Raw genomic sequence first — 24,205 nt, 5'->3', positions numbered from 1 at the left:
CCTACGCAGTTTCCGTGGGTCGTCGTCCGCCGCAGCACGGGGAGCAGTCATGACGCAGCGTACCGAGCAAACGATCACCTCCCGGCCGGGCCGCACCGGCCCGTGGTGGCGCCGCCCCTGGGTGGTGCCACTGGCCGTGCTCACCATCGCGTTCCTCGCCTTCTCGCTCCCGCCGTACCTGACCTTCGACCCGGACCGGAGCCGGCTGCCGCTGCGCGAGGGGTTCGCCTGGCACTATCCGCTGCTGCTGGCGCACATCGGCTTCGGCACCGTCGCGCTGGTCACGTCCTGCCTCCAGGTCTGGCCCTGGTTCCGGCGGCGGTACCCCGCCGCACACCGCTGGCTCGGCCGGGCGTACTTCTTCGCGGGCGTGCTCCCCGGCGGGCTCGCGGGGGTGGTCGTCGCGGTGGTCTCCCTGCAGGGCGTCGTGGGCCGGATCGGCAACGCGCTGCTCGCGGTGGTCTGGCTGCTCTTCTCGCTGGCCGGCTACCGGATGGCCCGGCAGCGCCGGTACGCCGAGCACCGCCGGTGGATGGTACGCAGCTTCGCGCTGACCACCTCGATCGTGGTGAACCGGCTCTGGCTGGTGCTCGCCATCGTCGCGCTGACGCCGTTGACCGACAGCTACTACGGTGGCGACGAGGACGCGATGATCCAGGCCGCCGCCGAGTCGAGCATCTGGCTCAGCTGGGTGGTGAACCTGCTGGTCGCCGAGTGGTGGCTGGAGCGTTCCCGCGCCCCGCGCCGCCGCGGCCGGACCCCGTACGGCGACAGGAGCGCGACGCCGGCCGACGCCGCCGCGTCCGCCCCGTCACTCCCCTGAGGGGCGCAGGCGCATGCTGACGGAGTTGATGCAGTAGCGGGCGTTGCTGGGGGTGTAGCCCTCGCCGTCGAAGCGGTGCCCGAGGTGCGAGTCGCAGTTGGCGCAGCGCACCTCGATGCGGACCATGCCGAACGACCGGTCCTCCAGGTAGCGGATCGCCCCGGGCAGCGCCTGGTCGAAGCTCGGCCAGCCGCAGTGCGAGTCGAACTTGGTGTCGCTGGAGAAGAGATCCGCGCCACAGGCCCGGCACTGGTAGACACCCGGCGTCTTCGTCTCGACGTACTCGCCGGTCCACGGGCGCTCGGTGCCGGCCTGCCGCAGCACCCGGAACTCCTCGGGGCTCAGCCGGACCCGCCACTCTTCCTCGGTGGTCGGCAGTTCGCTCTTGTCAACAGCCACGGATCAAGCGTACGGCGTGTCGCGGGTTACCCGCCGCCGTCCGCGTCGTTAGCAGAACATGCGGGCGGCCGTGGGGCCGGATGGGGAGCACCGGAGCGGACACCCGCGACCGGTGGTGGTCACCTTCCGCCCGACGTGGCGGCAGGCGCTCGCCTGCGGCCTCTGCCCGGGTCTGCTGGGCAGCCTGGCGCTGGCGCTGGCCGCGTTGGCCGTACCCGTGCTGCTGGAGGCGGTCGCCGGGCGGCCGCCCCAACCGGCGGTACCACCGGCGCCGGTCTGGCTGGCCGCGCTCGCGCCGGTGCCGCTCGGGCTGCTCGGCGGGGTGCTGGCGCGCCGCCGGGTCGGGGCCCGGATCGACGAGTCGGGTGTGCGGTGCGGCTCCCCGGACGCGGTTCGGTTCGCGCCCTGGCGCGCGGTGGTCGACGTACGGGCGGAGCGGCGGCGGTACCGCACCGCGGTCGCGGTCTACCTGTACGACGGGTCGATCCTGCGGCTGCGGGCCCCCTACGACGGGTGCCTGCTCGGCCGGGACCCGATGTTCGAGCGGAAGCTCTTCATGATCTGTCACCTGTGGGCGACGCACCGGGACTGGAGCCGCCCCGGCTGACCATGCCGCCGGGGCCGGGGCCGGGGCCGGGGCCGGGGCCGGGGCCGGCCTGGCGGCGGCTCCCGGGTCCGGCCTGGCGGCGCGGTGGATCGCGAGGCGGCCCCCGGTCGGAGCGCGGGTGACATATGGTCGGCGAATGGGCGCTAGCGCGAGCACCGACGGGGCCGAGACGGGCGGCGAGATCGGCGCGAAGGCGGGCAAACCCCGGTCCCGCAGCACCAAGGCGGCGGCGATCGAGGTCGAGGTGGCCGGCCACCAGGTGCGGCTGAGCAGCCCGGACCGGATCATCTTCCCCGAGCGGGGCTTCACCAAGAAGGACGTCTTCGACTACTACCTCGCGGTCGGTGACGGGATCATGCGCGCCCTGCGCGGGCGCCCCACGATGCTCCAGCGCTTCCCGGAGGGCATCGGCGGGGAGATGTTCTTCCAGAAGCGGGTACCGGCCCGGGGCGTACCGCCGTGGCTGCGCACCGCGGAGATCAGGTTCCCGAGCGGCCGCAGCGCCGACGAACTCTGCCCGGCGGACCTGGCACACGTGGCCTGGGCCGCGCAGATGGGCACGATCGTGTTCCACCCCTGGCCGGTACGGGGGACCGAGGTGGACCACCCCGACGAGCTGCGCATCGACCTGGACCCGCAGCCCGGTACCGACTTCCGCGACGCGGTCGAGGCCGCCGGTGAGGTACGGGCGCTGCTGGACGAGCTGGGCGCCACCGGGTACCCGAAGACCTCCGGCGGTCGCGGGGTCCACATCTACCTGCGGATCCATCCCCGGTGGACGTTCACCGAGGTGCGCCGGGCGGTGATCGCCTTCGCCCGGGAGGTGGAGCGGCGGCGCCCCGACCTGGTCACCACGGCCTGGTGGAAGGAGGAGCGCGGCGAGCGCGTCTTCCTCGACTACAACCAGATGGCCCGGGACCGCACGATCGCCTGCGCCTACTCGCTGCGCGCCAACGTCCGGGCGACCGCCTCCACCCCGGTCACCTGGGACGAGCTGCCGGACGTCGACCCGGACGACTTCGACCTCCGTACCGTGCCGGAGCGGCTCGCGAAGGTCGGTGACCCGCACGCCGCCATCGACGACACGCCCTGGGACATCACCCCACTGCTGGAGTGGGCCGAGCGGGACGACCGGGCCGGCTCCGGCGACCTGCCCTACCCGCCGGACCATCCGAAGATGCCGGGCGAGCCGCCCCGGGTGCAGCCCAGCCGCGCCCGGCGTCCCGCCGCCGAGGACAGCGCCTGATCAGCGACCGCGGCGGCGGGCACCACACTGACCGGCCCGTAGTCCTTGGTCCCTGTACCGCCAGGACCGGTGAGTAGCCGTGGCGGCATCGTTGCGCGCCTGGGCGCGCGGCCACCCGACGAACTTCCCTCGGCGGGGACGGCGTGCAGATCGGACGCGTGCGGGCTACCGGCTTGGGCGGAGCCGGGCCGCCGCCAATCTTGGTACGGGACGGCCCCTATCCGGGCCGTCCCGTACCAAGATTGCTCGACATCAGATGTCCTGATCCGGACTGGCGCCGCTGACCGCGGCCGTGGCCCTGTTGGGGGCTCCGGCTCCCGCCGGTGGCCAGGGTCGGGAGAGTCGCGGAGGCGGGTGCCATGCACCTCGCTACGTCGGATCTCGGACAGTCCGGCCCGGACACCGGTCGGTGGGGCCGGTTCTCCGGGTATCCGGGTGCCCCGCGCTCACGTCTGCCGCGCCGGCGGGAAACGTGAATCCGTTGCCAGGACGCAAGTTCCGCGTGCGAAAGACCCGTCGTGGCGCCGCCCCGATCCTCCCTAGCCACCGGCCTGACCAGCGGAAATGCGGCACGTTACCGCGTGGACGGTCGCTGGGGGCCGTGGTACGACTGAACAAACAGGGGGCCGGGATGAAGCAATCTCCAGTGTCGGATGTCGCTTCCGCCGGCCGCGCCCTGCCCGACCCCTCGGAGTTCCCGGCCCCGTCCGCGCGGTGGTCCGCGAGCCACCGCCGGCCGCGACCAGACCGGGCGGCGGTTGGCATCGCGGTGCCCGCGCGCACCCCGACCGGTCCCCGCCGTACCGCCGGGAGGTGCCCAGTGCACCAGGCACACGTCAATTCAGGCCGCCACCCGTTCGAGGTCACGCTGCTGCTCGCCACGCTCGGCTGCGGCATCGCGCTGATCGTCTCCGACGCGCGCCCGCGTTCGGTCGCGCTGGCGATGCCCGGGGTGGTCGAGGTCACGTGGGAGTGGAGCCTCGTCGTCGTCGGCCTGGTCGGGCTGATCGGGCTCGTCTGGCCCGGACACGTCGTCACCGCCCTCGGGATCGAACTCGGCGCGATGGTCACCCTCGGCTCCAGCACCGGCATGTACGCCATCGCCCTCTTCGCCGTCGCCGGGGACATGGCCCTGGCGGCCGGCACGTTCATCGTCGCCGTGGCGGTCGCCTCCTGGTGGCGCGCGGCGCAGATCTGGACCGACCTGCGCGAACTCGCCCACGCGGCCTCGGAGCTCCCGGCACCCCCGGCACCACCGCCGATGGAAAGAGATGACCCGTGATCGCCGCACCCGCCCCCACCGGTCCGCCGTGGGTACAGATCCTGCTCTCCGCCCTGGGACTGCTGGGCGGTACCGGCGGGATCACCGCGATCGTCACCGTCCTGCTCCAGCGCCGCAAGTTCCAGGCCGACACCGCCGACGTCCTCACCGACACCGCACTGACGCTGGTCGAACCGTTGAAGATGCGGGTACGGGAGCTGGAGTCCGAGGCGTCCAACTCCCGTCAGCAGGCCGTGGCGATGCACCGGGAACTCGCCGAACTGCGCGACGCGGTGCAGGAGATGACCGCGATGATGCGGCGCTGGCGGGCCGCGATCCTCGCCCCGGACGCGACCATCGAGCGGCTCCGCGACCTGATCCACCACGGCTGAACCGGATCCGAACGGAACCGGCGCCGGCGCCGCGTGGATCCCGGCCAGCCGGGCGACGGAATAACGATCAAATAACGCCCGCCAACCTTTCCCGGCCAGGTCCCGGTTTCCTTGGGCGCGGCCCCGCCCCGGGGCCCGGGAAGGCGATCCATGAGGCTGGTCCTGCGGCGTGCGCGCCAGGCGAGAGGGCTGCTGCTCGCGGCCTGCGTGGCGGCCCTGGTCGCGATGGCGATGATCACCGGGCTGTACGACTACAACCGGCAGGCGGTCGACGCCGGCCAGCGCAGCGTCACCCAGGCCGCCCCCGCCGACGAGCGGAGCCTGCTGATCAGCGGCTCGGCCGGGCGCGGCGAGGCGGCGTACGGCCAGCGCGACGCCGCCGTACGGGCCGGCTTCGCCGACGGGCTGGGAGGCGTACCGGCACGGGTGCTCGGCGCCCGGTACGGCACCGGCCGGCAGCTCGTCGGCCGGCTCGGCGGGACCGGCAAGGACCCCGTCTTCGCCTCGATGGTCACCCTGGAGGCGCTGCCCGCCCACGCCGACCTCGTGGCCGGCGACTGGCCCCGCCCCGGTCGCTCCCCGCTGGAGGTGGTGCTGCCGGAGCGGGCCGCGCGGACCCTGGAGGTCGGCGTCGGCGACAACATCCCGCTCGCCGACCGCGGCAGCGGCCAGCGCGGTGACGTCCGGGTCGCCGGCGTCTTCCGGCCCCGCGACGGGCGGGAGCCGTACTGGCTGCTCGCCCCCGGTACCGGCGCCGACGGCGCGGCGGGTGGCGGCGCCGACAACACCGCGTACGGGCCGCTCGTGCTCGACCCGGCCGACTTCGCCCGCAGCTTCCCCGGCACGACCTCGGCGAGCTGGCTGGTCGAACCGGCCCTGGCCGGGGTCGACGCGGCCCGGCTCGCCGACGTGCGGCGGGCCACGGCGCGGGTGGTCGAGGAACTGCCCGACGCGGCCGGGCTGGGCAGCTCGGGGCAGGTCACCACCCACCTCGACCGCCTGATCGACCGGCTCAGCCGGGCCGACCTGGTCGGCCGCTCGGCGCTGCTCACCCCGATCCTGCTGGTGATCGTGCTCGGCGGCTACACGCTGGTGCTGGTCGCCGGGCTGCTCGGCGAGGACCGGCGCGGGCAGACCGCGCTGCTGCGCGCCCGAGGCGCGGCCCGGCACCAGATCGCCGGCTTCGCCGCCCGCGAGGCGGTCCTGGTGATCCTGCCCGGGGTGGCGCTCGCGCCGCTGCTGGCGACCGGGGCGCTGCGCTACGCCGGTGACCGTACGGCCCTCGCCGACCTGCGCCTCGACCCGCGGCTCACCCCGCTCACCTGGCTGGTGACGGGTCTCGTCGCCGTCGGGTGCCTCGCCGCGATGCTCGGGCCGGCGCTGCGCCGCGGCGGCACCTACCTGGAGGAGTGGGCCGCCCGCTCCCGTCCCGCCCGCTGGGCGGCGGCGCAGCGGGCCAGCATCGACCTGGCGCTGGTGGCGCTCGCCGCGCTGGCCTGGTTCCAGCTGCGGCAGTACTCCTCGCCGCTGGCCGGTGCCGGCGCCGGACTCGGCATCGACCCGCTGCTCGCGGCGGCGCCCACGCTGGGGGTGCTCGCCGGCGCGGTGATCGCGCTGCGGCTGCTGCCGCCGGTGACCCGGCTCGTGGAGCGGCTCGTCTCCCGCCGCTCCTGGACCGCGACCGTCTTCGGCATGTGGCAGGCCGGCCGCCGGCCGCACGTCGGCCCGGTGCTCCTGCTCGCCCTCGCCGTGGGCGGCGGCACCCTGGCCTGGTCCCTCGTCACCACCTGGCAGCACTCCCTGGTCGACCAGGCCGACCAGCGGGTCGGCGCGGACGTGCGGGTGACCGAGCGCAACGGGGCCGCGCCCGCGGAGCGGGCCGGCCAGCTCGCCGCCCTGCCCGGGGCCCGCGCGGTGCTGCCGGCCTGGCGGGACAGCATCGGCGTCGGGCGGGAGAACCTGCCGACCACCGTGCTGGCGCTCGACGCGGCCGCCGCGCCCAGGGTGGTACGCGGCGCCACGGCCGACCGCGCCGCCCTCGACCGGATGGTGGCGGCCCGCCCGCCGGCCCCGGGCGCCGGGTTGCCGGCCGGCGCCCGGCGGCTCACCGGCACGGTCGCCACCCCGGTCGACGGCGCCGGGGCGGGCCCGCAGGTCACCACCGCGGTCCTGCTCGCGGGCGCGGACGGGCTGGTGCACCGGCTGCCGCTGGGCCGCACCGGCCGCGACGGCGCGCCCCTGCGGTTCGCGGTCGACCTGCCCACCGGAGGCGACGCGCTGCGCCTGGTCGGCCTCGACGCGGACTTCGGCCCGCCCGAGTGGAGCGCCCGGGGCATCGGGTACGACGTCCGTCTCACCGGGCTGGCCGCGGTCGGCGCCGACGGTGCGGCCGTACCGCTGGACGTGGGCGCCGCGCGGTGGGGGCTGCGCGACGGGCTGCCGCCGGACGTACGGGCCGCCGAGGCGAGCACCAGCGGCGCGGGCTCCGCGCTGACCGTGCGCTACGAGCGGTTCCGCCCCGGCGAACTCTCCTGGGGGCAGACGCTGGAGCTGTCCGGGGTTCGCTTCACCGTCCACGCCGGGGTGGACCCGGCGCCCGTACCGGCGGTCGTCACGGCCGACGTGAGCGGCGCGCTGGGCCTGCCGGTCGGCGCGACGGGCACGCTGCCGCTGCCGGGCGGGCCGCTGCCCGTCCGCGTCGTCGGCCTGATCCCCGCCCTGCCGGGCGGCAGCGCGGACGCCGGCGCCGGCGTCCTGCTCGACCTGCCCTCGGCCGTCGCCGAGCAGCTGCGGGCCAACGGCACCGTGCGGGCGTACCCGGAGTGGTGGGTGGCGACCGACCCGGGCGCCGACGGCGCCGTCGCCGCGGCGGCCGCGAAGCTGCCCGGGGTGACGGTGCTCGACCGGCGCGCGGTCGCCCGGGCCGCCGAGCGGGACCCGTACTGGCGCGGGGCGCGCACCGGACTGCTGGCCGCCGCGCTCGGAGCGGTGCTGCTCGCGGTCGTCGGTCTCGGGGTCGACGTCTGGGCGACCGCCCGCCGCCGGCTCGGCGAGCTGGCGGTGCTGCACACGCTGGGCGCCACGCCCCGCCTGCTGGCCCGCTCGCTCCTGGCCGAGCAGGCGTTCCTGGCCGGGATCGGGGTCGGCGTCGGGGTGCTGGTCGGCGCCGGGGTGGGCGCGACCATGGCGCCGCTGGTGATCCTGACGCCGTCCGGCGGACGGCCGGTGCCGGATCCCGCCTTCGTCCTGCCCTGGGCGCCGGTCGCCGCCATCGCGGTCGGCCTGCTGGTGGCCGCGATGGTGCTGGGTGCGCTGGTGGCCGCGACGATCGGGCAGCGGGTCGCCGCCGCCCAGCTGAGGATCGGTGGGGAGCAATGAGCACAGTGCGCCGGGTACGGTCCCACGCCGGCCAGTTCGCGCTGCTGGCGGTGCTGGCGTTGGTCGCCGCGCTGCTGGTCACCGCCGCGCCCCGGCTCGCCAACCGGCTCGCCGACCAGGGCCTGCGGGAACAGATCGCGGACCAGCCCGCCGCCGTACGGGACATCAGCTACCGGCAGGAGCCGGACTCCTTCGGCCGGCCGGTGCCGGTGCTGCCGGAGCGGGCCGGGCGGCTGTCGGAGTGGCAGGACGCCATGCCGGCCCCGCTGCGCGGCCTGATCGACCAGCGCTGGTACGCCGCGGAGACGGTGCCCGCGACGATCGGCGGTCCCGGCGTGCCGCCGAACGCGCCCCGGATCGACCTGGCCGTGCGCGCGAGCACCGGCGCCGCCGAGGCGGTGACCATGGTCTCGGGCCGCTGGCCGAGCGCGCCGGCCGGCCGCGGCCCGACCGAGGTGGCCCTGGCGGCGGACGTCGCCGAGAAGTTGGGGCTGCGCCTGGGCGCCCGGCTGCGGCTGGCACCGAAGAGTCCGACCGCTTCTCCGCTGGAGGTCGTGCTCGCCGGGCTCTACCGCCCGGTCGACCCGGCCGCCGGAGTCTGGGACTCGCTGCCGTCGCCGCTGCGGGTGACCGAGCCGGCCTGCGAGGGCTGCCCCTTCGTCGGCGTGGCGCTCACCACCGACCCGGCCCTGGTGCGCCTGGAGGAGGCCGGCTGGCCGATCACCTTCAGCTGGCGGTACCGGATCTCGCCGCAGCGGCTCGACACGGAACAGGTCGGCCCGCTGATCGACGCGGTGCGGCGGCTCACCCCGCCGCCGCTGCCGCACGCGGTGGTCGCGCGGGGGATCGACATCCCGCTGGAGCGCTTCGCCCGCTCGCTCGCCACCACCCGGGCGGTGCTGACGATCGTCACCGCCGGGGTGCTGGCCACCCTGTTCGGCCTGGTGGTGCTCGCCGCGCGGCTGGCGGGCCGGCGGCGGGCCGCCGAGTACGCGCTGCTCGCCGCCCGGGGCGCCAGCCGGCGCCGGATCGCCGGCCGAAGCCTGGCCGAGTCGCTGCTGGTGGTGCCGGTGGCGGCGCTGGCCGGTTGGGCGGCCGGGCTGGCGGTGCCGGGGCGCCCGGCCGCGACGGGCTGGCTGGTGCTGGTGGCCGCGGCCGTGACCGTACTGGCACCGCCGGTGGCGACGCTGGCCACCCGCCCGGCGGCCGGTGCCCGGCGCGACCTGCTCCGGCTGCGCCCCTCGGCCCGGCGGGTGACCCTGGAGGTGAGCGTGCTGGCGCTGGCCGCGCTCGGTACCTTCCTGCTGCGCCGGCGCGGCCTGCCCGCCGCCGGTACGGTCGATCCGCTGCTGGCCGGCGTGCCGGTGCTGCTGGCGATCGGGGCGGCCACGCTCGCGCTGCGCGGCTACCCGTGGCCGCTGCGGCTGTCCAGCCGGCTGGCGGCCCGGGCCCGGGGGAGCGTGGTCTTCCTCGGGCTGGCCCGCGCCGGCCGGGGCACGGTCACCGGGCCGCTGGTCGTGGTGGTGCTCGCCGTCGGTACGGCGGCCTTCTGCGGCGCGGTCGCCGGCGGTGTCGCCGACGGCCGGGACCGGGCGGCCGGGCTCGCGGTGCCGGCCGACGCGCTGCTCACCGGGGACCGGTTCGCGCCGGAGACCACCGACGAGCTGGCCGGCGTGCCGGGGGTGCGGTCGGTCGCGCCGCTGCTGCGGCAGGCGGACCAGAAGCTCTCGTGGGCCGGAGCCGGACCGCGCTCGCCGGCCGACCCGGTCTCGGTGCTGGTGGTGGACGGGCCGGCGTTCGCCCGGGTGGCGGCCGACTCGGGGGCGGCGGTCGACCTGCCGGCCGCGCTGACCGGGGCGGCGTCGGGGACCGGGCCGGTGCCGGCGGTGGTGTCGCCGGCGGTCGCCGCGGACCTGCCCGGGCCGGCCACCGTCACCGCCCAGGAGCGGCGGTACGAGTTCCGCGCCGCCGCGGTGGCCTCGTCGTTCCCGCTGGTCGCCCCGGGGACCGAGCGGTTCGTGGTGCTGCCCTGGCAGGCGCTGCGCCCGGCGGCGGAGCGACCGCTGATCCCGACCGGCTTCGTGCTGGCCGGTACGGGCCTGGACGCTCGCGCGCTGCGCGAGGTGGGTGACGCGGGTCAGGCCCGCTACTTCGGCACCGGGCTGGTCACCGCCTCGGCCCCGGAGCGGCCGGCCGAGGTGACGTACCGCTCGACGGTCCGCGCCGAGCTGGACCGCGGCGGCGCGAACGGGCTGCTCAGCTTCGGGTTCGTCGCCGGGGCGTCCGGTGGGGCCGGGCTCGGGCTGCTCGCCGTCGCGTTCGCGGTGCTCGCCGGGGCCCGGGCGCGGGGGCGGGTGCTGTCCCGGCTGCGCACGATGGGCCTGTCCCGCCCGCAGTGGCGCGGCCTGCTGCTCGTCGAACTCGCCCCGCTGGTGGGGGCCGCCGTGCTGACCGGCGCGGTGGTCGGGGTGTTGATGCCGTTGCTGCTCACGCCGGCCCTCGGGCTGTCGGCGTTCACCGACGGGGTGCCGGTACGACCGCGGTTCGACCCGGCGCTCCTCGGCGGCGTGGTCGCGCTCGGCGTACTGGCCCTGGGCGTGGCGCTGCTGGTCGAGGCCCTGAACAACCGCCGGATGCGCCTCGGTGAGGTGCTCCGGCTCGGAGAGGAGAGTTGATCATGACCGCGACCCTGGAGAGCCGACCGTGACGGCGACCCTGCCGCAGTCGCCGGCACCCGACCTCGCCGCCCTGCAACGGCGGGCGGCCCAGCGCGCCGCCGAGCGGGCCGGCGGCAGCGACCGGCTGCGCGGCCACATCGTCTGCGACGGACTGGTGCGCATCTTCAAGACCGAGGGGGTGGAGGTGGTCGCCCTGCAGGGCCTGGACCTCACGGTCGACCGGGGGGAACTGCTCGCCATCGTGGGCGCCTCCGGCTCCGGCAAGTCCACCCTGCTCAACATCCTCTCCGGGCTGGACACCCCGACCGCGGGCGTCGCCCGCGTCGCCGGCCAGGACCTGCTCAGCCTCTCGACCCGCAGCCGGCTGCGCTACCGGCGCCGGATCGCCGGCTTCGTCTGGCAGCAGACCGGCCGCAACCTGCTGCCGTACCTGACCGCGCTGGAGAACGTCGAGCTGCCGATGCGGATGGCCGGCCGCCGGCCGGGCCGCGCGGGCCGGGACCGGGCCCGGGAGCTGCTGGACCTGGTCGGGGTGAGCCACTGCGCCGACCGTCGCCCCGGGCAGCTGAGCGGTGGCGAGCAGCAGCGCTGCGCGGTGGCGGTGGCGGTGGCCAACGACCCCGAGGTGCTCTTCGCCGACGAGCCGACCGGCGAACTGGACGAGGCGACCGGCGCGGACGTCTTCGGCGCGCTGCGGACGATCAACGCCGAACTCGGCGTCACGGTCGTCGTGGTCACCCACGACCACGCCGTCGCCGACCAGGTCCGCCGCACCGTCGCGATCCGCGACGGCCGGACCGCCTCCGAGGTACGCCGTACCGCGCGCGCCACCGCCGACGGCGGTACGGAGCTGGTCAGCGAGGAGTACGCGGTGCTCGACCGGACCGGCCGGCTGCAACTGCCGGCCGCCTTCGTCGACGCGCTGTCGCTGCGCGACCGGGTCCGGCTCAACCTGGAGCCCGACCACGTGGAAGTCCGTCCGGGCCAGGAGGTTCCCGATGCCCAGTGAGCAGTCGTCCGTGGCCGGTGGGAAGCAGCTCACCGACGAGATGGTCGTGGTCGAGGAGATCAGCCGTACCTTCGGCAGCGGGGAACGGGCGGTGCACGCGGTGCGGGGCGTCTCCTTCACCGCCCGCCGGGGCGAGCTGGTGGCGGTACGGGGCCGCTCGGGCGCCGGCAAGACCACCCTGTTGAACCTGGTCGGCGGCCTGGACCGGCCGACGTCGGGGCGGGTGCTGGTGGGCGGCCGGGACGTGGCGGCGGCGGCCGAACGGGAGCTGCTGGAGCTGCGCCGGGGCACCATCGGCTTCGTCTTCCAGACCTTCGGGCTGATCCCGATCCTCTCCGCCGCGGAGAACGTCGGGGTGCCGCTGCGGCTGGCGAAGGTACCGGCGGCGCGGCGCGAGGAGCGGGTGGCCATGCTGCTGGAGCTGGTCGGGCTGGGTGCCCAGGCGGCACAGCGGCCGTACGAGCTCTCCGGCGGCCAGCAGCAGCGGGTCGCGATCGCCCGGGCGCTGGCGAACGAGCCGGACCTGCTCATCGCCGACGAGCCGACCGGGCAGCTGGACTCGGAGACCGGTCGAGCGATCATGGATTTGCTCCGGGCGGTGGTGCACGCCCGGGGCATGACCGCGCTCGTGGCGACGCACGACCCCGCCCTGATCGACCTCGCCGACCGGGCGCTGCTGCTCCGCGACGGCCAGCTCGTCGACTGAGCCGGCTGCCGGCTCGCGCCCGGCGGCCGGGCCCCCGGGCGCCGGGCGGCGGCCCGGGCGCGGACTACAGGATCAGCTTCATCCCCTCGTGGCTGGCCTGGAAGCCCAGCGCCGCGTAGAACCGGTGCGCGTCGGTGCGCCGCTTGTCCGTGGTGAGCTGGACCAGGGCGCAGCCGCGCGCGCGGGCCTGGTCGACCGCCCAGGTGATCATCGAGCGGCCGAGGCCGGCGCCGCGCTGGTCGGCGCGGATCCGTACCCCCTCGATCTCGGCGCGTTCGCCGCCCCGGCGGGTGAGCGACGGGATGAAGGTGAGCTGCATGGTGCCGACCACATCGCCGTCCCGTTCGGCGACGACCAGGACGTTGCGGGGGTCGGCGTCGACGGCCTCGAACGCGGCCCAGTAGGCGGCGTCCACCTCCTCGCTCACCACCTCCCGGGCGGCGCCCAGTTCGTCGTCGGCGAGCAGCGCCACCACGGCCGGTACGTCGGCGCGCCGCGCGGGCCGGAAAAGGATCTCGGTCACCGCGGCAGCGTGGCACACCGGTGCCGGCCGCGCCGAAGCCACCCCCGGATCGGGTGTCAGGGGCGCGCAGGCGGGTAGGCGGGGCACCTGGCGCGCCGCGCGCGGGCGCGCGCGTGGAGGAGGTGCCCGTGGCTCGCAGCGACGCACGCCCCGGCGACCTCCCGTGACCGGCGGCGCCGGCGCGGTACCGGCCCGCGGCTTCGTCCGTACGCTGCGCGCCAACCCCGTGGTGGTCCGGGTCGCCGCCATCGCCGCCGTCGGCGGGCTGCTCTTCGGCTACGACACCGGCGTCATCGCCGGCGCGCTGCTCTTCGTGCGGCGCGACTTCGGCGCCGGTCCGCTCGCCCAGGAGGCGGTGGTCTCGGTGCTGCTGATCGGCGCCACCGTGGGCGCGCTGGTCGGCGGCTACCTGGCCGACCGGCTCGGCCGGCGCCGCACGCTGATCGTCGCCGGCGGCGTGTACGTCGTCGGCGCCCTCGGCTGCGGGCTCGCCCCGGACCTGCCCACCCTCGTCGGGTGCCGGTTCGTGCTCGGGCTCGCGGTCGGCGCCGCCTCGTTCGTCTCGCCGATGTACATCTCGGAGTCGGTACCGCCGCCCGCGCGCGGCGGGCTCACCTCGTTCAACCAGCTCGCCGTCACCGTCGGGATCGCGGTGGCGTACCTGATGAACTTCGCCCTGAAGGACGTACCGGGCAACTGGCGGTGGATGCTCGGGCTCGCCGCCCTGCCCGGGCTGGCCCTGGTCGCCGGCATGCTCACCCTGCCGGAGACGCCGCGTTGGCTGGCCGAGCACGGCCGCGACGAGCCGGCCAGGGCCGTGCTGACCCGGCTCGACGCCGGCTACGGCGACGCCGACGTGGAGCGGGAGGTGGCCGGGATGCGGTCCGGCGCGGGCCGGCGCGTCGCCACCCGGGACCTGTTCGCGCCCCGGCTCCGGCGGGTCTTCCTGGTCGGTCTGGGCCTGGCCCTCTTCCAGCAGTTCGTCGGCGTGAACACCGTGATCTACTACGCGCCGACCATCCTCGAACAGGCCGGCCTCGGCACCGACCAGGCGGTCTCCCAGGCGCTGGCGGTGGGGCTGACCAACGTCGCCTTCACGGTGCTGGCGATCCTGCTGCTGGACCGGGTCGGCCGCCGCCCGCTGCTGCTGGGCGGTACCGCCGGGCTCGGCGTCGCGCTGCTGCTGCTCGCGCTCTACTTCGGCGTCGGCGCGCTGCGCGACTCGGCGCCGTGGCTGGCGCTGGCGGCGCTGCTGCTCTTCGTCGCCGGCTTCGCCATCGGCCTGGGGCCGATGTTCTGGCTGCTGATCAGCGAGATCTTCCCGCAACGGATCCGCAGCCGGGCGATGAGCACGGTCACGGTCGCGAACTGGTTGGCCAACTTCGCCGTCTCGGCGACCTTCCTGAGCCTGGCCGGCGCCGCCACCCGCACCGGCGCGTTCCTGCTCTACGCGTTCCTGACCGTGCTCGCCATGATCTTCTTTTGGCGGCGGGTGCCGGAGACCCGGGGGGTGAGCCTCGAGGAGATCGAGGCCCGCCTCACCCGCCGCTGACCGGCCGCCCCGCGCCGACGCCCGGCCCGCTCAGCGGGCCGGGCAGCGCAGCCCCTCCCGGGGTACGGTCAGCTCCACCAGGTACGCGTCGACCGCCGAGGTGATGCACGGGGTCTGCGGGTACGCGGTGTGCCCCTCGCCCTCCCAGGTGAGCACCCGGCCCACGCCGAGCATCTCGGCCAGCCTCGGCGTCTGCTCGTACGGGGTGGCGGGGTCGCCGACGGTACCGACCACCACGATGGGCGGGGCGCCGGTGGCCGCGCCGGTCGGGTACGGGTCCCGCTGGGCGGGCCACTCCGCGCAGCCCAGCAGCCCCACCGCCAGCGGCGGGCCGAAGAGCGGGTACTTCTCGCGCCACTGCGACTGGAGTTGGCGGACCCGCGCCACGGTCGGGCGGCTCGGCTCGTCCGCGCAGCTGACCGCCAGGTTCGCGTCGAAGAGGTTGGAGTAGTGGCCGTTCGGGTCGCGCTCGGCGTACTCGTCGGCCAGCGTGAAGACCTGGTCGGGGTCGCCGTTGCGCAGCCGGGCGATGGCTGTGGCCAGGTCCTGCCAGCGCGACTCGGTGTAGAGCGCGGAGATCACGGAGTAGAGCACCCAGCCGGGGGTGGCCGCCCGGCCGTCGTTGCCCTTCGCCGGATCGGTACGGGCCTTGTCGATCGCCTCGGTCACGGCGGCCCGGGCGTCGGGGGCGATGGGGCACTTGGCGGCGGTCCGCGCGCACCAGCCCGCGAAGTTGTCGAAGGCCCGCTCGAAGCCCTTGGCCTGGCTCTCCGAACCGGCGACCGCGTCCTGCCGCGGGTCGACCGCCCCGTCCAGCACGAGCGCCCGCACGTTGCGCGGGAAGAACTGGGCGTACGTGGCGCCGAGCAGGGTGCCGTAGGAGTAGCCGAGGTAGGTGGTCTTCTCGTCGCCCACGGCGGCCCGTACCGCGTCCATGTCCCGGGCCGCCTGCTCGGTGGAGTAGAGGCGCAACTGGTCGCCGTACCTGCCGGCGCAGCCGGAACCGATCCGCTTGTTCAGCGCCACCAGCCCGTCGAACGACGACTGGCCGCGCGGGTCCGGGTCGTAGCCGAAGTTGGCGTCCAGGTCCGCGTCGGAGATGCACTTGACCGGGCTGGACCGGTCGACGCCGCGCGGGTCGAACCCGACGATGTCGAAGCGCCGGGTGATCTCGTCGGGGAGGCCGCCGAAGGCGGGACCGAAGGAGAGGTAGACCGCCGTGTCGATGCCCGAGGCGCCCGGCCCGCCGGGGTTGACCAGCAGCGAGCCGATCCGGTCACGCTGCTTGGTCGAGCGGGCCCGCAGCAGGGCGATCTCGAACGTGCCGCTCGGGCTCGGGCTCGCGCCGGTGCCCGGGCTGCCCGCCGCGAGCCAGTCCCGGGGCACCGAGACGGTGGCGCACTCGTACGTCATGCTGGGGGCCGTGCGCCGGGCCACCTGCCGGGCGGTCTCGGGGCACGGCTTCCACGCGGCGGCCGAGCCGGCCGGGACCGGCGCCGCGCCGCGCTCGGTGCGCGGGGCGAAGACCGGCGGGGTGCAGCCGGCCGCGAGCAGCGTGGCGGCGACGAGCCCGACCAGCGGCAGGCGGGTAATGCGGGGCACCAGCTTCCTCCATGATTTTCTTTCCGGGTACGTCCGGCGGCGCCGCCGGACCTACCCGGCGGCCGTACCGTCAGGCCGGCTTGCCCGGGTCGCCCCGGAGCACCTGCTCCACGTCGAAGCGGACCGGTCGTTCGAGCTGTTCGTAGTCGCAGGAGTTCGGCTGCCGGTCCGGCCGCCAGCGGACGAACTGCGCGGTGTGCCGGAACCGGTCGCCCTCCATCGCGTCGTAGCCGACCTCGGCCACCAGTTCGGGGCGCAGCGGCTCCCAGTCCAGGTTCTTCCCGGCGGACCAGCGGCTGAGACCGCCCGGTACGCGCTGCCCGTCGCCGGCAGCGTCGGCCAGCCAGGGATGCCCGACCAGGTCGTGCCGGTACGGCTCCAGCTCCTCCAGCAGCTCGGCCCGGCGGGCCGCGGTGAACGAGGCGCTCACGCCGACGTGGTGCAGCATCCCGTCGCCGTTGTAGAGGCCGAGCAGCAGCGAACCGACCACCGGACCGGACTTGTGCCAGCGGAAGCCGGCCACCACCACGTCGGCGGTGCGGGCGTGCTTGACCTTGAACATCAGCCGCTTGCCCGGGGCGTACGGCAGGTCGGCCGCCTTCGCCACCAGCCCGTCCAGCCCGGCGCCCTCGAACAGGTCGAACCAGCGTCGGGCCGTCGGCACGTCGGTGGTGACCTGGGTGACGTGCACCGGCGGGGTGACCCCGGCCAGCGCCTCGGTCAGCCGGGCCCGTCGGGCCGCGTACGGGCTCTCCAGCAGCGCCTCGTCGCCCAGCGCGAGCAGGTCGAAGGCGACCAGGTCGGCGGGGGTCTCGGCGGCCAGCTTCTTCACCCGCGAGGCGGCCGGGTGGATGCGCTGGCTCAGCAGCTCGAAGTCGAGCCGCGCGGCGCCGCCCGGCCCGTCGCGCCGGACCACGATGACCTCGGCGTCGACCACGCAGCGCTCGGGCAGCTGCCGGCGGACCTGCTCGACCACCTCCGGGAAGTACCGGGTCAGCGTCTTGCCGCCCCGGCTGGCCAGCTCGACCTCGTCGCCGTCGCGGAACACCAGGCAGCGGAAGCCGTCCCACTTGGGCTCGTAGGTCATGCCCTCGGCGACCGGAAGTTCCGGCACGCTCTTGGCCAGCATCGGCTCGACCGGTGGGCTGATCGGCAGTCGCACCCGCCCAGTCAACCAGACCGGTTGCCGCCGGTGGGGGTAACCGTCGGCGCGTCGGTCCCGGCCGGTGCCGCCGCGGTGCCGGCCCGCGCCGCCGGAGTGTCGCAGATCACCGCGCCGCCTCGTCCCACCCGTCCCACCAGCCTCGCCGGTGACCGGTCCGCACTCCGCGTTTTCGCAGCTCAGAGCTAGTTTCGCGGGGTGCGGGGTTGGGTGTGCGACTGCTGCGGCCGCTGGCGGGTGACCATCGAGCTGATCCAGGGGCGGTACCGCTACCGGCTGGTCCGGCTGTACCGGCCCGAGGTGGGCGGCGGCAAGGACGTGCTCGGCGAGGTCGGCAGCGTCGAGGCGCTGGAGCGGCTGCTGCGCGACCGCACCCCGCTGACCCTGGCCGACCTCCGCGAGGTCGTCTGAGTCTCCGGCCCCGGGAGGTTCCGCCTCAGAAGGCGCTGCGAACGGTTCCGCCGTCGACGCGGATCGTCGCACCGCTGATGTATTCGGCGGAGGGGCCGCAGAGGTAGGCGACCGCTCCCGCGATCTCCTCGGGTCTGCCGTAGCGCACGCGGTCGTTGGGCACGATCTCGCGAACCGAGTTGAACTCGATCTCTTCCCAGGTCTCTCCCCAACCGCGTTCGGGTGACAGCTTGACCAGGAAGTCCTGCACGGCCGGGACGAGGATCGCGCCGGGGGACACGACGTTGGAGGTGACCCGGGTGCCGGCCAGGTCCCGGGCGAGCGACACGGCCAGATTGTGCCGGGCGGCGAGCGAGGCGTTGTAGTGCGGATGGTTGTTGAACGGCTGTATGCCGAGGCCGCCGCCGATGGTGACGACCCGGCCGTAGTCGCGCTCGCGCATGGCGGGAACCATGCGCTGGATCATCCGTACGCCGGACACGACGTTGATGTTGTAGGTGTCCACCCAGATGTCCGGGGTGGCGTCGGCCCAGTTCAGGTGCTGGTAGGCGCCCGCGTTGTTGACCAGGATGTCGATGTCGCCGCCGCTCAGCGCGCTCTCGGCCACCTGGTCCGCGCCGGCGTCGGTGGCGAGGTCGCCGACGGCGATCGAGGCTTTCCCACCCTCGGTGGCGATCGAGTCGGCGACGACCTGCGCCCGTTCGGCGCCGCGGCCGTGGATGACGACCTCGGCGCCCTCCCGGGCGAGCAGCCGGGCGATGGCCTCCCCGAGTCCGGATGTCGATCCGGTGATCAGTGCGCGACGGCCAGTGAGCTGAAGATCCATGAGAACTCCTGAGGTGGAGATTTTGTCTACAGTCGTAGACTACCCACCGTAAGTTTACACCGGTAGACTATGTAGCCATGACGGACAGCGCGGCGCGACCGCGAAATGCCGCGGCGACCCGGCAGGCCATCCTGGCCTCGGCGATCAACGCGTTCACCCGGCACGGCTACGACGGTGTGGGCGTGCGCGAGATCGCTGAGGCCGCCGGGGTGACGGCGATGCTGGTCAATCGCTACTTCGGTTCCAAGGAAGGGCTTTTCACCGAGGTCGTCGACGTCTCATTCGCCCGGCCCACGATGGTTCCGCGCGGCCCGGCCGATCTCGCGGCGGAGACGGCCCGCGCCCTGGTGGCCGGCACCGCACCGGACGCCGATCATCTGGGGCCGTTCGAGCTGATGCTCAAGTCCGCGGCCAACCCGCGAGCTGCGGAGATCATAAGAGAGGGCATCGCGAAGCACGTGGGCGCGCGGTTCACCGCCGCACTCGACGGCCGGCACGCCCAGGAACGGGCCGAACTTGGCCTGGCGCTACTGGCCGGCACCTGGCTGATGCGCCGGATCATCGGTACCCCGGCCCTGCGCGACGCCGACCCCGACCTGCTGACCGTCCGGATAACCCGCATGTTGGGGGCGGTCGTCGAGCCGGCCTGAAGGCGTGTCGCGGTTGGTGATGGAGGGATCTTGGGCATGATCTCCGTCCGGCGGAGGACATGATCCGCACCCGCGCACCGGACGAGTCGGGCGACATCGCCAAGCCGTTGACCAAGCCACCACGACGGGCGCAGGGTGGGGGCGTCGCCCGGCAGGTGGCTGCTCGTGGCATCGGCGTGCGGTCGCCCGCAAAGGGACCTCAGAAGCGGGCGAAGGAGCGGATCGGCATCCGGGGGCCGAACCGGGGCGCCTGCCAGCCGCCGGCGGTCAGCAGCGCGCAGACCCGCCCGCGGTGCCCCCGGAACGGCGCCAGCAGCGCCAGCATCCGGGCGTCGTCGCCCCGCGCCTCACCGGCCAGCGCCCAGCTCACCATGTTCGGGATGTGGTAGTCGCCGACGCTGACCGCGTCCGGGTCGCCGAACGCGACGCGTACCACCTCGGCGGCGGTCCACGGCCCGATCCCCGGGATGGACGTCAGCCGTCGGGTCGCCTCGGCCGGGTCGGCGCAGCGCTCCAGCCGGTCGGCGACGGCGGCGGCCCGCCGCAGCGTCTCGGCCCGCCGCTGTTCCACCCCGAACGGGTGGAACACCCAGTACGGGGCCGCGGCGACGGCGGCCGGCTCGGGCGGGGTCCAGAGCGGCACCGGTCCGGGCGCCGGCGTACCGAACCTGCGGACCGTGGCCGCGTACGCCCGGTACGCCTCCTTGCCGGTGACCTTCTGCTCCAGGATCGCCCGCAGCAGCCGGGGGAAGACCTGTCCGGTGGCGGGCAACCGCAGCCCGCGCAGCTCCCGCGCCAGCCGCTCCACCACGGGATGGGCGGCGGCGAGTTCGGCGAAGCCGGTGAGGTCGTCGCGCAGCCCGGCGACCGCGTCGGCCCGCTCGACCACCCAGGCCGCGCCCGGACCGTAGCCGGCGGCCAGCAGCTCTCCGCCGTCGGGCCGCAGCGAGAGCGTGGCGGCGCCCGCCGGGGTGCGCGTCGACCACCAGAAGGCGCCGTCCACGAGGCGGGCGCACGGGTCGTGCCGGCCCATCGCGAGCTGCCCCACCGACTCCGAGAACCGGTAGCCCGCCGGCGGGCGCAGCCGCCGGGTCAGCTCCGGCCGGGTCTCGGTCACCCGGACACTCTGCCATGCCGCGCCCGCCGCCGGCTCGTGGTGCCCGCCGCGAGCGGTGGACCCGCCCCGGGGGCGCCGGCCGCGAGCGACCGGCACGGACGGGGCGTACACCAGGAGAGCGGCGACCGGCACGGACGGGGCGTACACCAGGAGAGCGGCGACCGGCGCGGACGGGGCGTACACGGAAAGGGCGGCGCCGGGACGACCGTGCGCGTCCCGACGCCGCCCGGACCGGAGCGGACCTGTGGGTGAGGGGTTGGGGGACCTGGCGTCGCGACCCGCGGATGGGACGGGTACGACGCCTCCCGGGCCCGCTCCGGGTAGGGAGCCGGTGCCGGGGCGGGCCTGGACCGCCCCGGCACCGGTCAGCGGGTGACCGTGATCCGGATGACGTCGAAGGCCGGGATCTGGTTCGCGCGCTGCATCATCGGGACCCGGTGCGAGCCGTCGCCGGCCCAGGAGGCGCACTGCGCCTCGCCCGCCGTCGGCAGGCCCGGGATCGTCACCGTCACCTCGTCCGGCTGGGCGCCGCCCTTGCCGTCCTCGGTCGCCACGAAGAAGGCCGGTACCGGATCCGGCGCGGGCGCGGAGCGCTGGCTGGCCAGCATCCGGCAGGCCGTGTGGAAGTGGCCCCGGGTCAGCCCCTGGTCGTTGAGGAAGCCGCTCTCCTTGTAGTAGCCGCCCTGCGCCGCGGCGAGGAACCGGTCCCGGACCAGGTTGCGCGTGCTGACCTTGATGGTGAACGGCTGGTTGGCGCGGACCCGGCGGGGCGCGTCGGTGATCAGCAGCGTCGGGTTGTCCTCGGCCGAGGCGACCTCGCCGAAGGCCGTACCGACGCAGCGCTCGCCGAGCTGGAAGCCGTCGTGCGCCTGGAGCCGGCTGTTCGCGCAGCTGTTGCCGAGGATCTCCAGCCCGCCGTTGCCGCCGGCCGGCGGGGTCGCCCCGTTGTTGCCACCGTTGTTGCCGCCGCTGCTCGGCGTGCAGTTGCCCCGGCCCCGGCGCGACTGCGCGTCGAGGTTGCCCGGCTGCTGGCCGTCGCCCGGGTGCTGCATCGCGCCGTGGTCCCGGTACGGGGAGCCGGACGGGTTCGCGCCGTTGGCCGGACCGGGCGTCGCCGAACCGCCCGCGGCCGGGGTGCCCGCCGGTGCGCTCGTCGCCGGCGCGGTCGTGGCCGGCGGGCACGCGGCACTGCCCCGGGGCGGTCGCCGGCCCCACGTGCCGGCGGAGGACACCTGGGTCACGGCGACGAGGGCGCCGAAGACGCCGAGCGTGGCCAGGACGGCGATGAGACGCCTGTTGCGGGTCGGCTTACCGGTCGCCGACAGCTGGCGCCGCCGGGCGTACCGCTGGCGAGTGTTCACCTGGTGGTACCTCGTTCCTTGAGGGATGGGGGTCAGCGGGCTCGGATCAGGCGGACCGTGCTGTACGCGCCGGCGATCAACGCGGCGGCGAGCACGATCCAGACGACGGTCGGGTCCACACCGCCGGCGTTGGCCCGCGGGTCGAAGAGGGATCCGCCGCCGACGGCCGCGGCCGCCGCGGCGGCGGGGGCGGGGGGCGGCGGCTGCGGCAGCGCGTCGTACGCGACGAGCCCGGTGCTCTCCAGCAGGGTCAGGTGGGTCAGGACGAAGGCGTTGGCCTGTGCGGCCAGCTCCCGGACGATGTCGTTGCGGGTGCCGGAGCGGACGGTGGCGATGGCCGGGAAGATCTTGCCGTGCGCGGCCCGGAGCCGGTCGACGTAGACCCGGTCGAAGTCCGCGCCGGAGGCCCGCCGCATCTCGCCCAGCCAGCCCTGCTGTTCGGCGGTCGGCTCGTCGGGCAGCGGGATGTTGAGCTTCGCCGCGGCGGCGCGGGCCAACTCGTCGAGCCGGGCGTGCTGCTTGCCGATCTCGACGCCGATCTCGCGTACCCGCGGCGAGCTGCCCTTCTCGGTGGCCATCTTGCTGGCCGGCATCTCCCAGAGACCGGCGAGCCGGACCTTCACCACGAGGTCCCGGTCGGCCGCGCCGAGCGGCCCGCCCGCCGACGGGGACCTGGGCAACTCCTCGATCGGGTTCGGCACCCCGTTGCTCCCCGGCGCCGTGGTCCGCAGCGCCGCGGGCAGCCGCGCCGGCACCCCGTCCGCCGCCGCCACCTGGTCCAGCGGGCCGCCCGCGTTCGGGCTCGCCCCGGCCGGCGCCGGCACCGACAACGCGCCGAGAAGCAAAGCGGCCGTACCGGTGACCAGAATCGCGGTCAGGCGTTGCCGGTACGGGCGCGGCGCTGCCGTCACCATAGGTGCCACCCTCCAAAACAATGGACCGGAACTCGCCGGATCAAAACTCGACGAAACCGTATGGAGCGCATTGGCACACCGTCAATGCGTCCGGCGAGACATAGGACTTTCTTACGCCACACTTAAAAAAGACTTATGTTGGCGGCGGTGATCCCCGGGGATCGTCCGTTCGGCCGATGCCGCCGGTTCGCGCCGGCCCGGGAAACCCCCGAGGGCGGGAAACCCCGGAGGAAAGCGGCCCGCTCCGCGCCGGCGTACGCCCGGCCCGGCTCCTCGGCGACCTGGGCGCCGACGCGGCGCGCCGGCCGTCACCCCTCGCGCGGGGGCTACGGCCGGCCACCGTGACGTCGCGCCGGCCGCTGCCGCCGCCCGGGTCGTCGCCGCCGACCCGATCAGTACGAGTAGCTGCTGCCGCCGCTGTTCTGGGCCGAGCCGCCGTCGCCGTCCGCGGCCGGCGGGGGTACCGGGGTGGGGGTTCCCTTCGGCAGGCAGGTGAGGTTCTTCTTGCCGTCCGGCGCGACCACGAACCAGGTACCGCCGACGCCCTGGCCCTTCCAGGCGCCCGGCTTCGGGTCCCCGATGTACCGGTACAGCGGCCAGCCGCCCAGGGTGAGCTGCTTCGTCCCGTCCGCGCGGTCGACCGTGCCGACCTTCTCCTCGGAGATGCCCTGCAGCTTCGGCTGCCCGTCGGTCAGCGCCGGGGGCCAGACCCGGGCGCAGTCGCCGGCGCAGTTCGAGGTCGGCGGGTTGGCGCTGTCCTTGTCGAACCGGTACAGCACCCAGCCCTTCTCGTCGGTCACGACCTGCCCCATCTTGGCGATCTTCTTGCCGATGAGCTGCTCGGTGAGGTCGACCTCCTTGGCCGGCGGCGCCTCGGCCGAGGGGCTGGCGCTGGGGGTGGGCTCGGCCGCGGCGGCTGCCTCGTTGGCCACCGGTTGGGTGTCGCCCGCGGCGTCGGCGTTGTATCCGGCGGGGGCGCAGGCCGTGAGGGCGGCCAATGCGCCGGCCATCGCGCCGGCCAGGATGACGGATCGCTTCATCGGTGCCACGTGCCCTCCTAGAGTTGGCAAGTCACGCGGTAGTACGGCCCCCGGCCCCCGCCGGATTAAGAATTGACGGTGGACCATTTCACAGAAATCCGTTGAACCATCCGCCCGCCCATCCCGTACCACCTCGATCGGCGGACCGTCGCCACGCGCCGCGAATTCCCCGCACGCTCGAACAATTACCCAGTGCCCACCCCCAATTACGTAGAGGGTGTTTGCGGAGGCTCGCCCGTCGCGAGCCTCCGCAAACACCCTCCTAGCGGTCCCGCGGCATCGTCGCCCGAGCCGCAGCCAATCGCGCGTTCCCACGGCGGGCACCCCTGAGCCGACCTCCCGCCCGAGCGGCGGACCGCAACCCGGCGGGAACGGGACCTCGGCGTCCGGGCGGACCGCACCCCGCGAAGGGTCGGGCCCGCCGTGCCCCGCGAAGACATCAAGCCTGACGGGCTTCGCGGGGCCGCTTCTGGGGTCTGGCATACGACCCCGACGGCGAGGTACTGATCACCGCGGGCGCCACCGAGGCGGTCGCGGCGGCCATCCTC

At 75.2% G+C, this 24,205-nt stretch carries 21 protein-coding genes; 12 read left to right on the top strand and 9 right to left on the bottom strand.

Annotated elements, in window-relative coordinates; genetic code table 11:
- Positions 1-49: 49 nt before the first annotated feature.
- The gene (locus AB0J86_RS35230) at positions 50-823 is read left to right on the top strand and encodes a DUF2306 domain-containing protein (RefSeq protein WP_363862030.1); all 774 of its coding nucleotides are present in this window, start codon (positions 50-52) and stop codon (positions 821-823) included.
- Here AB0J86_RS35230 and msrB read toward each other — a convergent pair.
- Complete coding sequence (gene msrB / locus AB0J86_RS35225; RefSeq protein WP_363862029.1) at positions 812-1,222, bottom strand: peptide-methionine (R)-S-oxide reductase MsrB; 411 nt, start codon at positions 1,220-1,222, stop codon at positions 812-814. The genes AB0J86_RS35230 and msrB overlap by 12 nt on opposite strands.
- 112 nt (positions 1,223-1,334) lie before the next feature.
- Here msrB and AB0J86_RS35220 point away from each other — a divergent pair, with 112 nt between their 5' ends.
- The 8 genes from AB0J86_RS35220 (at position 1,335) to AB0J86_RS35185 (ending at position 12,499) form a co-directional block, all read left to right on the top strand.
- Positions 1,335-1,829, top strand: a complete 495-nt coding sequence (locus AB0J86_RS35220) for a hypothetical protein (protein WP_363862028.1) — start codon at positions 1,335-1,337, stop codon at positions 1,827-1,829.
- A 136-nt stretch (positions 1,830-1,965) separates the two neighbouring features.
- A complete protein-coding gene (gene ligD, locus AB0J86_RS35215) occupies positions 1,966-3,075 on the top strand; it encodes a non-homologous end-joining DNA ligase (RefSeq protein ID WP_363862027.1) in 1,110 nt (369 codons plus the stop codon).
- Positions 3,076-3,895: 820 nt separating this feature from the next.
- Positions 3,896-4,357, top strand: coding sequence for a hypothetical protein (locus tag AB0J86_RS35210; RefSeq protein WP_363862026.1), 462 nt, complete (start codon positions 3,896-3,898; stop codon positions 4,355-4,357).
- Positions 4,354-4,728 carry a hypothetical protein gene (locus AB0J86_RS35205; protein WP_363862025.1) on the top strand — a complete coding sequence of 125 codons (375 nt, stop codon included), beginning with the start codon at positions 4,354-4,356 and terminating at the stop codon, positions 4,726-4,728. The genes AB0J86_RS35210 and AB0J86_RS35205 overlap by 4 nt, the downstream gene beginning before the upstream one ends.
- Positions 4,729-4,878: 150 nt before the next feature.
- Positions 4,879-8,106 (top strand): FtsX-like permease family protein, encoded by a 3,228-nt coding sequence (locus AB0J86_RS35200; RefSeq protein WP_363862024.1) that lies wholly within the window; start codon positions 4,879-4,881, stop codon positions 8,104-8,106.
- Positions 8,103-10,781: an FtsX-like permease family protein gene (locus AB0J86_RS35195; RefSeq protein ID WP_363862023.1), complete on the top strand. Its 2,679-nt coding sequence runs from the start codon at positions 8,103-8,105 to the stop codon at positions 10,779-10,781. Before AB0J86_RS35200 ends, AB0J86_RS35195 begins: the two co-directional genes overlap by 4 nt.
- 28 nt (positions 10,782-10,809) lie before the next feature.
- Positions 10,810-11,793, top strand: a complete 984-nt coding sequence (locus tag AB0J86_RS35190; RefSeq protein ID WP_363862022.1) for an ABC transporter ATP-binding protein — start codon at positions 10,810-10,812, stop codon at positions 11,791-11,793.
- Positions 11,783-12,499, top strand: coding sequence for an ABC transporter ATP-binding protein (locus AB0J86_RS35185; RefSeq protein WP_363862021.1), 717 nt, complete (start codon positions 11,783-11,785; stop codon positions 12,497-12,499). The genes AB0J86_RS35190 and AB0J86_RS35185 overlap by 11 nt, the downstream gene beginning before the upstream one ends.
- Positions 12,500-12,563: 64 nt before the next feature.
- Here the strand turns inward: AB0J86_RS35185 and AB0J86_RS35180 are convergent, their stop codons facing one another.
- Entirely contained in the window at positions 12,564-13,022 is a 459-nt protein-coding gene (locus AB0J86_RS35180) for a GNAT family N-acetyltransferase (RefSeq protein WP_363862020.1), read from the bottom strand.
- 163 nt (positions 13,023-13,185) lie between these two features.
- On the opposite strand from AB0J86_RS35180, the gene AB0J86_RS35175 reads away from it, so the two are divergent.
- Positions 13,186-14,574 (top strand): sugar porter family MFS transporter, encoded by a 1,389-nt coding sequence (locus AB0J86_RS35175; protein WP_363862019.1) that lies wholly within the window; start codon positions 13,186-13,188, stop codon positions 14,572-14,574.
- 30 nt (positions 14,575-14,604) lie between these two features.
- Here the strand turns inward: AB0J86_RS35175 and AB0J86_RS35170 are convergent, their stop codons facing one another.
- Positions 14,605-16,176: an alpha/beta hydrolase gene (locus AB0J86_RS35170; protein WP_363862018.1), complete on the bottom strand. Its 1,572-nt coding sequence runs from the start codon at positions 16,174-16,176 to the stop codon at positions 14,605-14,607.
- Positions 16,177-16,246: 70 nt separating this feature from the next.
- Positions 16,247-17,338, bottom strand: coding sequence for an ATP-dependent DNA ligase (locus tag AB0J86_RS35165; protein WP_363862017.1), 1,092 nt, complete (start codon positions 17,336-17,338; stop codon positions 16,247-16,249).
- Between the two features lie 198 nt (positions 17,339-17,536).
- Between AB0J86_RS35165 and AB0J86_RS35160 the strand changes: the two genes are divergently transcribed.
- Positions 17,537-17,749: a hypothetical protein gene (locus tag AB0J86_RS35160; RefSeq protein ID WP_363862016.1), complete on the top strand. Its 213-nt coding sequence runs from the start codon at positions 17,537-17,539 to the stop codon at positions 17,747-17,749.
- A gap of 25 nt (positions 17,750-17,774) precedes the next feature.
- Here AB0J86_RS35160 and AB0J86_RS35155 read toward each other — a convergent pair whose 3' ends face one another.
- Entirely contained in the window at positions 17,775-18,575 is an 801-nt protein-coding gene (locus AB0J86_RS35155; protein ID WP_363862015.1) for an SDR family oxidoreductase, read from the bottom strand.
- A gap of 77 nt (positions 18,576-18,652) precedes the next feature.
- Between AB0J86_RS35155 and AB0J86_RS35150 the strand changes: the two genes are divergently transcribed.
- A complete protein-coding gene (locus AB0J86_RS35150; RefSeq protein ID WP_363862014.1) occupies positions 18,653-19,225 on the top strand; it encodes a TetR family transcriptional regulator in 573 nt (190 codons plus the stop codon).
- A gap of 199 nt (positions 19,226-19,424) precedes the next feature.
- Here AB0J86_RS35150 and AB0J86_RS35145 read toward each other — a convergent pair whose 3' ends face one another.
- From AB0J86_RS35145 to AB0J86_RS35130, 4 genes are all read right to left on the bottom strand, one after another.
- Positions 19,425-20,342 (bottom strand): DNA-3-methyladenine glycosylase 2 family protein, encoded by a 918-nt coding sequence (locus AB0J86_RS35145; protein WP_363862013.1) that lies wholly within the window; start codon positions 20,340-20,342, stop codon positions 19,425-19,427.
- A gap of 365 nt (positions 20,343-20,707) precedes the next feature.
- Entirely contained in the window at positions 20,708-21,703 is a 996-nt protein-coding gene (locus tag AB0J86_RS35140) for a Pecanex-like protein 1 (protein WP_363862012.1), read from the bottom strand.
- A 32-nt stretch (positions 21,704-21,735) separates the two neighbouring features.
- Complete coding sequence (locus AB0J86_RS35135) at positions 21,736-22,617, bottom strand: DUF4142 domain-containing protein (RefSeq protein ID WP_363862011.1); 882 nt, start codon at positions 22,615-22,617, stop codon at positions 21,736-21,738.
- A 392-nt stretch (positions 22,618-23,009) separates the two neighbouring features.
- Positions 23,010-23,657, bottom strand: a complete 648-nt coding sequence (locus AB0J86_RS35130; RefSeq protein WP_363862010.1) for a hypothetical protein — start codon at positions 23,655-23,657, stop codon at positions 23,010-23,012.
- Positions 23,658-24,205 lie beyond the last annotated feature (548 nt).

It is taken from the genome of Micromonospora sp. NPDC049559 (genome assembly GCF_040676675.1).
In the GTDB taxonomy this organism is placed as follows: domain Bacteria; phylum Actinomycetota; class Actinomycetes; order Mycobacteriales; family Micromonosporaceae; genus JBFAPK01.
Note: the sequence above shows the minus strand (reverse complement) of the source record. Positions and strands in the feature narration are given on the sequence as shown.

What these genes read in the sequence shown, in the direction of transcription:
- AB0J86_RS35230 (WP_363862030.1), top strand. Translation starts at nt 50, where the DNA reads ATGACGCAGCGTACCGAGCAAACGATCACCTCCCGGCCGGGCCGCACC.
- ligD (WP_363862027.1), top strand. Translation starts at nt 1,966, where the DNA reads ATGGGCGCTAGCGCGAGCACCGACGGGGCCGAGACGGGCGGCGAGATC.
- AB0J86_RS35200 (WP_363862024.1), top strand. Translation starts at nt 4,879, where the DNA reads ATGAGGCTGGTCCTGCGGCGTGCGCGCCAGGCGAGAGGGCTGCTGCTC.
- AB0J86_RS35195 (WP_363862023.1), top strand. Translation starts at nt 8,103, where the DNA reads ATGAGCACAGTGCGCCGGGTACGGTCCCACGCCGGCCAGTTCGCGCTG.
- AB0J86_RS35185 (WP_363862021.1), top strand. Translation starts at nt 11,783, where the DNA reads ATGCCCAGTGAGCAGTCGTCCGTGGCCGGTGGGAAGCAGCTCACCGAC.
- AB0J86_RS35155 (WP_363862015.1), bottom strand. Translation starts at nt 18,575, where the DNA reads ATGGATCTTCAGCTCACTGGCCGTCGCGCACTGATCACCGGATCGACA.
- AB0J86_RS35150 (WP_363862014.1), top strand. Translation starts at nt 18,653, where the DNA reads ATGACGGACAGCGCGGCGCGACCGCGAAATGCCGCGGCGACCCGGCAG.
- AB0J86_RS35135 (WP_363862011.1), bottom strand. Translation starts at nt 22,617, where the DNA reads ATGGTGACGGCAGCGCCGCGCCCGTACCGGCAACGCCTGACCGCGATT.
- AB0J86_RS35130 (WP_363862010.1), bottom strand. Translation starts at nt 23,657, where the DNA reads ATGAAGCGATCCGTCATCCTGGCCGGCGCGATGGCCGGCGCATTGGCC.